Source organism: Nocardioides sp., from assembly GCF_004803405.1.
Taxonomy (GTDB): Bacteria; Actinomycetota; Actinomycetes; order Propionibacteriales; family Nocardioidaceae; genus Nocardioides; species Nocardioides vastitatis.
Genome location: NZ_SSXI01000132.1, coordinates 1 through 6083 on the forward strand (window position 1 = coordinate 1; position 6083 = coordinate 6083).

The 6083-nt window shown below is 71.5% G+C and carries 6 protein-coding genes and 1 riboswitch; of the genes, 4 read left to right on the plus strand and 2 right to left on the minus strand.

Going from position 1 to position 6083, the window contains the following annotated elements:
* Nucleotides 1-201 precede the first annotated feature (201 nt).
* Nucleotides 202-642: a hypothetical protein gene (locus E7Z54_RS09665; RefSeq protein WP_136433195.1), complete on the minus strand. Its 441-nt coding sequence runs from the start codon at nucleotides 640-642 to the stop codon at nucleotides 202-204.
* A 106-nt stretch (nucleotides 643-748) separates the two neighbouring features.
* Nucleotides 749-1459 (minus strand): hypothetical protein, encoded by a 711-nt coding sequence (locus E7Z54_RS09670; protein WP_136433197.1) that lies wholly within the window; start codon nucleotides 1457-1459, stop codon nucleotides 749-751.
* An 80-nt stretch (nucleotides 1460-1539) separates the two neighbouring features.
* Between E7Z54_RS09670 and gatC the strand changes: the two genes are divergently transcribed.
* From gatC to E7Z54_RS09690, 4 genes are all read left to right on the plus strand, one after another.
* Nucleotides 1540-1839 (plus strand): Asp-tRNA(Asn)/Glu-tRNA(Gln) amidotransferase subunit GatC, encoded by a 300-nt coding sequence (gatC, locus tag E7Z54_RS09675; protein ID WP_136433198.1) that lies wholly within the window; start codon nucleotides 1540-1542, stop codon nucleotides 1837-1839.
* Nucleotides 1836-3365: an Asp-tRNA(Asn)/Glu-tRNA(Gln) amidotransferase subunit GatA gene (gene gatA / locus E7Z54_RS09680; RefSeq protein WP_136433200.1), complete on the plus strand. Its 1530-nt coding sequence runs from the start codon at nucleotides 1836-1838 to the stop codon at nucleotides 3363-3365. The genes gatC and gatA overlap by 4 nt, the downstream gene beginning before the upstream one ends.
* A complete protein-coding gene (gene gatB, locus E7Z54_RS09685) occupies nucleotides 3362-4870 on the plus strand; it encodes an Asp-tRNA(Asn)/Glu-tRNA(Gln) amidotransferase subunit GatB (protein WP_136433202.1) in 1509 nt (502 codons plus the stop codon). Before gatA ends, gatB begins: the two co-directional genes overlap by 4 nt.
* Nucleotides 4871-4932: 62 nt before the next feature.
* A riboswitch (cobalamin riboswitch) is annotated at nucleotides 4933-5052 on the plus strand.
* 73 nt (nucleotides 5053-5125) lie between these two features.
* A partial coding sequence (locus E7Z54_RS09690; RefSeq protein WP_168798255.1) for a prenyltransferase/squalene oxidase repeat-containing protein occupies nucleotides 5126-6083 on the plus strand: 958 nt, incomplete at its 3' end.

Genomic DNA, 6083 nt, shown 5'->3' on the forward strand with positions numbered 1-6083 from the left:
CCCACGGCCGATCCGACCAGCGCCCCGACCAGCGCCCCGACTCGGGCGCCGAGCGCGACGGTCGCTCCGCCGCGGAGGACGCCCACGCAGAAGGCGACGCGGACGCCGGGCAAGCCCGCCGACCGGCCGAGCAAGGCGCCCACCGATCCCGGCCAGCCCGGACAGGGCCGACCCAGCTAGGTGCGGGCGACAGGGGTCGGTTCAGCGGATGATCGAGCGGAGCCAGCCCTCGACCTCATCGGGGCGGGTCAGCCGCACCACATCGAGGTCGGCCCGGATCGCGCCTGCTGCCCTGATCCACGCCTGCTCGGGCGAGGGAGCGGCGTCTGCCCGGACGCGCCGGAGGGTGCGCTTCACCAGGCTGGTCAGCGTGGTGGGCTCCGCGAGGTCCAGGTGCACCATCGCCTCGGCCCGCTCGAGCAGCGCGACCAGCGTGGCGTCGTACTCCCCGGTGACGACCCAGCCCTCGAAGGCGGCGAGCCGGGCGACCTCGTCCGGGCCGGCCAGATCGGTGAGCGGCACGAGCGGTACGTCGAGCACGTTTGTCACCCGCTCGGCGAACGTGGTGAGGGCCGGCCCGGGGATCCCCGTCACGATCACCCGCTGCGGGATCCGGGGCGGGAGGTCGTGGGAGCCGAGCACGTTCGGAGTCTAGGGACTCGCGTGCGACCGCACGGCTCCGCCCCGGTGGCATGTGCCATGGTGGCAGGCCTCCCGGGGGAGACCTGCCACCGCGACCTGCTGTGGATCAGTAGCGACGTGCGACGAACGGGCCGTAGCTGGCCTTGACGAAGCCCCGCGCGCTGGGCAGGACCATGCGGTACTTGATGCCGCGACGGGAGTTGGCGAAGGTGGCCCGGACGTTGCCAGTGCGGGGCACCAGGACCCGCTTGTAGCTGCGCCAGGCGCCGTTCCGCCGCACCTGGAACACCGCCCTCATGCCGCGGATGCTGGCCGCCGGGCGGATCTTGAAGACGCCCACGCTGCGGCGACTGGTGCTGCGGTCGACGACCTTGACATAGCGCTTGACGGCGACGCGGAGGGAGTCCGAGGAGCGGCCGAAGGTGTGAGACGCGTACGTGGACCCGTTGTGCACCGCGCGGTAGAAGACGGTGCGGGGGATCGGTCCGAAGTACGTGGCGTGGCTGTCGGCGCCGGTGGCGAGGGTGGACCAGCTGCGCCCGTCCGCGGAGCGCTGTATGACCAGCGTGCCCGGGGGACGTTTGCCGTTCCCGGCGGTGGTGTCGTCGCAGCCGGTGATCACGGTCTGCGCCCAGATGCTGGCGCTCTGGCCGTAGGTGACGGTCTTGTTGGCAGCGTTGCCGTTGACCTGGATGGTGGTCTGGGTGGTGCAGGAGCTCGCCTGGGCGGGTGCGGCCCCGGCCGCGGCCAGTGTGGTGACCGCGAGTGCGGTGGCGGCGACGCCGCCGGCGAGCCGCCGGATGGTCGAACGGGTCATGTCTGTCCCTGAGATAGGTGGGTGGGGGGCCAGCCACCCCTACCCCGACGCCTCCGGATGAAACTGAGAGGATGAGCGACATGCCCGAGATCTCCCGCGACGAGGTGGCCCATCTGGCCGACCTCGCCAGGATCGACCTCGACGACGCCGAGCTGGACCACCTCGCCCCCCAGCTCAACGTGATCCTCGAGTCGGTCGCATCCATTCGTGGGGTGGCCGGTGACGACGTCCCGCCCACCTCCCACCCGATCCCGCTGACGAACGTGTTCCGCGAGGACGTGATCACCCCGTCCCTGACACCGGAGCAGGCGCTGTCCGGAGCGCCGGAGGCCGAGGACGGACGCTTCCGCGTCCCGCGGATCCTGGGGGACGAGCAGTGAGCGACCTGACCAGGAAGACCGCCGCCGAGCTGGCCGACGCGCTGGCCGCGGGGGAGACCACCTCGGTGGAGATCACCCAGGTGCACCTCGACCGGATCGCTGCCGTCGACGGCGACGCCACCGCGGGCGTGCACGCGTTCCTCCACGTGGACGTCGAGGGCGCACTCGAACAGGCGAGGGCCTCCGACGAGCGTCGCGCCGCCGGCAGGCCGCTGCATCTGCTCGACGGTGTGCCGATCGCGGTCAAGGACGTGCTGACGACCCAGGGCCTGCCCACGACCTGCGGATCGAGGATCCTCGAGGGCTGGGTGCCGCCGTACGACGCCACGGTGGTGACCAAGGTGAAGGCAGCCGGCCTGCCCATCCTCGGCAAGACCAACATGGACGAGTTCGCGATGGGCTCGTCCACCGAGCACTCGGCCTACGGACCCACGCGCAACCCGTGGGACCAGACCCGGATCCCGGGCGGATCGGGAGGCGGCTCGGCCGCGGCGGTCGCCTCCTACGAGGCTCCGCTCGCTCTCGGGACCGACACCGGCGGCTCCATCCGTCAGCCCGGCGCGGTCACCGGAACGGTCGGGGTGAAGCCGACCTACGGCGGCGTCTCCCGCTACGGTCTGGTCGCGCTCGCGAACAGCCTCGACCAGGTCGGCCCGGTCACCCGTACCGTGCTCGACTCGGCGCTGCTCCACGAGCTGATCGGGGGGCACGACCCGCTCGACTCGACATCGGTCGACCAGCCGGTCGGTGGTCTCGTCGACGCCGCGCGGCAGGGCGCGACCGGCGACCTCGCCGGCCTCAAGGTCGGCGTCATCAAGGAGCTGGCCGGCGACGGCTGGCAGCCCGGCGTGATGGCGCGCTTCCAGGAGACCGTCGAGCTGCTCACCGAGCTCGGCGCGGCGGTCACCGAGATCTCGTGCCCGACGTTCGTGCACTCGCTGGCGACGTACTACCTGATCCTCCCGGCGGAGTGCTCGTCCAACCTCGCGAAGTTCGACGCGATGCGCTACGGCCTGCGCGTCGTGCCGGACGGCGACCCGAGCGCCGAGGCGGTCATGAAGGCCACCCGCGACGCCGGGTTCGGCGACGAGGTGAAGCGTCGGATCATGATCGGCACCTACGCCCTGTCGAGCGGCTACTACGACGCCTACTACGGCCAGGCGCAGAAGGTCCGCACGCTCATCGCACGGGACTTCACCGCGGCCTTCGAGCAGGTCGACGTGCTGGTCTCGCCGACCTCCCCGACCACGGCGTTCCCGATCGGGGAGAAGGTCGACGACCCGCTGGCGATGTACCTGCAGGACCTCGCGACCATCCCGGCCAACCTCGCCGGCGTCCCGGGCATCTCGGTGCCGGCGGGTCTCGCCGAGGAGGACGGCCTCCCGGTCGGCTTCCAGGTGCTCGCTCCGGCCCTCGCCGACGACCGGCTCTACCGCGTCGGTGCGGCCGTCGAGGCCGCGCTGACATCGCGCTGGGGCGGCCACCTGCTGGAGAAGGCGCCCGTCCTCGAGGGAGTTGTGCGATGACCGAGACGTTGATCCCCTTCGACGAGGTGATCGAGAAGTTCGACCCCGCCCTCGGGCTCGAGGTCCACGTCGAGCTGAACACGAACACGAAGATGTTCTGCGGCTGTCCGACGGAGTTCGGTGCCGAGCCGAACACGCAGGTCTGCCCCACCTGCTTGGGGCTGCCTGGCGCGATGCCGGTGGTGAACGGCAAGGCCGTCGAGTCGGCGATCCGGATCGGCCTCGCGATGAACTGCGAGATCGCCGAGTGGTGCCGCTTCGCGCGGAAGAACTACTTCTACCCGGACATGCCGAAGAACTTCCAGACCTCGCAGTACGACGAGCCGATCGCGTTCGAGGGCTACCTGGACGTCGACATCCAGACCGCGGCCGGTGAGACCGAGACGTACCGCGTGGAGATCGAGCGCGCGCACATGGAGGAGGACACCGGGAAGTCCCTGCACGTCGGTGGCTCCGACGGCCGCATCCACGGCGCCGAGTACTCCCTGGTCGACTACAACCGCGCCGGCATCCCCCTCATCGAGATCGTCACGAAGCCGATCCTGGGCACCGGCGACAAGGCCCCGCTGGTGGCGAAGGCCTATGTCGCCGCGCTGCGCGAGATCCTGCTCGGCCTGGGCGTCTCCGATGTCCGGATGGAGCAGGGATCGATGCGCTGCGACGTGAACCTCTCGCTGGCGCCGAAGGGGTCCGGCGTGCTCGGCACGCGGACCGAGACCAAGAACGTCAACTCGCTCCGCTCGGTCGAGCGCGCGGTCCGCTACGAGATGTCCCGCCACGCCGGCGTGCTGCTCGGCGGGGGCGCGGTGCTTCAGGAGACGCGGCACTTCCACGAGGACAACGGCACGACCAGCCCCGGCCGCGTGAAGTCCGACGCCGAGGACTACCGCTACTTCCCCGAGCCCGACCTGGTGCCGGTGGCGCCGAGCCGGGAGTGGGTGGAGGAGCTGCGTTCGACGCTGCCCGAGCCGCCCGCCGTGCGGCGTGCGCGACTCCAGAAGGAATGGGGATTCTCAGACCTGGAGATGCGGGACACCGTCGGCGCCGGCGCCCTCGACCTGGTCGAGCAGACCATCGCCGCGGGCGCCTCTCCGCAGGCGGCGCGCAAGTGGTGGCTCGCCGAGCTGTCCCGCCGCGCCAACGACATGGGGGTCGACCTCAGCGCGGTCGGTGTCACCCCCGAGCAGGTGGCCGCCGTGCAGGCCCTGGTGGACAGCGGGAAGATCAACGACAAGCTCGCCCGGCAGGTCTTCGACGGTCTGGTCGCCGGTGAGGGGACGCCCGAGGAGATCGTCGCCGCCCGTGGCCTGGAGATCGTCTCGGACGAGGGCGCGCTCTCGGCCGCGGTCGACAAGGCGATCGCCGACAACCCTGACGTGGCGGACAAGATCCGCGACGGCAAGGTGGCGGCGGCGGGCGCGCTGATCGGTGCCGTCATGAAGGAGATGCGCGGCCAGGCAGACGCCGGTCGGGTGCGGGAGCTGATCCTCGAGAAGCTGGGCTGACCCACGGGGGCGACGAGGTTCGCAAACTCGGGGTGTCGGCGGGAGTAGGCTGCGGATGACACAACAACTTCACGTCCGTGGTGGGGGAAGCCGGTCGAAGTCCGGCGCTGACCCGCAACCGTAGGCCGACCCGGCGACGCCGGGAGGCGAGCCGGAGCACCTGCCGCGACACGTCCTGACTCACATCGCTGTCGTGGAGCGCAGCGGGTCGTCGGCGATGCCGGTCTTCCCGCAGCAAGCAGCGGGAAGGAATCCATGTCCACGCACTCGCTCCGCTCGGCTCGCGTCCTGACGACGGCGGTCCTCGCCCTCGCGCTCGGCCTCACCGCCTGTGCTAGGGAGAACGACGACGAGAGGTCGGCGCACGACGGGCCCTCCCACGCCTCGGAGCCGACCGAGGCCGCGCTCGCCGGGGCCGCGTGGCTCGAGGGCGAGCTGAGGGACGGGGTGCTGTTCAACCGGCAGTACAAGATCCCCGACCACAGCACCACGGTCGAGCTCGCCTACGCGTTGATGGCGGTCGACGAGGACAGCGCGGCCATCGAGGAGATCTCCCGGGCGCTGGCCGATGGCGTGGACGCCTACGCGAGCCCGGGCGAGGACGTCTACGCCGGCTCGACCGCCAAGCTCGTCTCCTTCGCGGCCGACACGGGCGCCGACCCACACGCCTTCGGTGGCGAGGATCTGGTGGCCCAGCTCGAGGAGCGCACGGCGGACGACGGTGCCACGGCCGGACGCATCGGCGATCAGAGCCAGTACGGCGACTACGCCAACTCCTTCGGGCAGGCGTGGGCCGTGCGCGGCCTGGCCCTGGCCGACTCCGAGGAGGCCGAGGCGGCGCGGGACTTCCTGCTCCAGCAGCAGTGTGCGGAGGGCTTCATCCGCCTCTACTTCGCCGAGCCGAAGGACGCCGACCAGACCTGCGACGGCGCCGGCGCGGCACCGGAGCCGGTCGACACGACGGCCCTCGCCTACGTCCTGCTCCACGATCTGGCCGCCGACGACCCGGTGCTGGCCGAAGCCCTCGACCGGGGCATCGCGTACATCACGTCGCAGCAGGCCGCGGACGGCTCGTTCTCGGGCGGAAGCGGCACGGCCGTGGTGCCGAACAGCAACAGCACCGGCCTCGCGGGCTGGGCGCTCCACCTCGCGGGCGAGGACGACGCCGCGGCCCAGGCGGCGACCTGGGTCCGCGCGCGGCAGCTCGGCCAGT

Excerpts from the sequence above, each read along its gene's own strand:
- E7Z54_RS09670 (WP_136433197.1), bottom strand. The coding sequence starts at position 1,459 with ATGACCCGTTCGACCATCCGGCGGCTCGCCGGCGGCGTCGCCGCCACC.
- gatC (WP_136433198.1), top strand. The coding sequence starts at position 1,540 with ATGCCCGAGATCTCCCGCGACGAGGTGGCCCATCTGGCCGACCTCGCC.
- gatB (WP_136433202.1), top strand. The coding sequence starts at position 3,362 with ATGACCGAGACGTTGATCCCCTTCGACGAGGTGATCGAGAAGTTCGAC.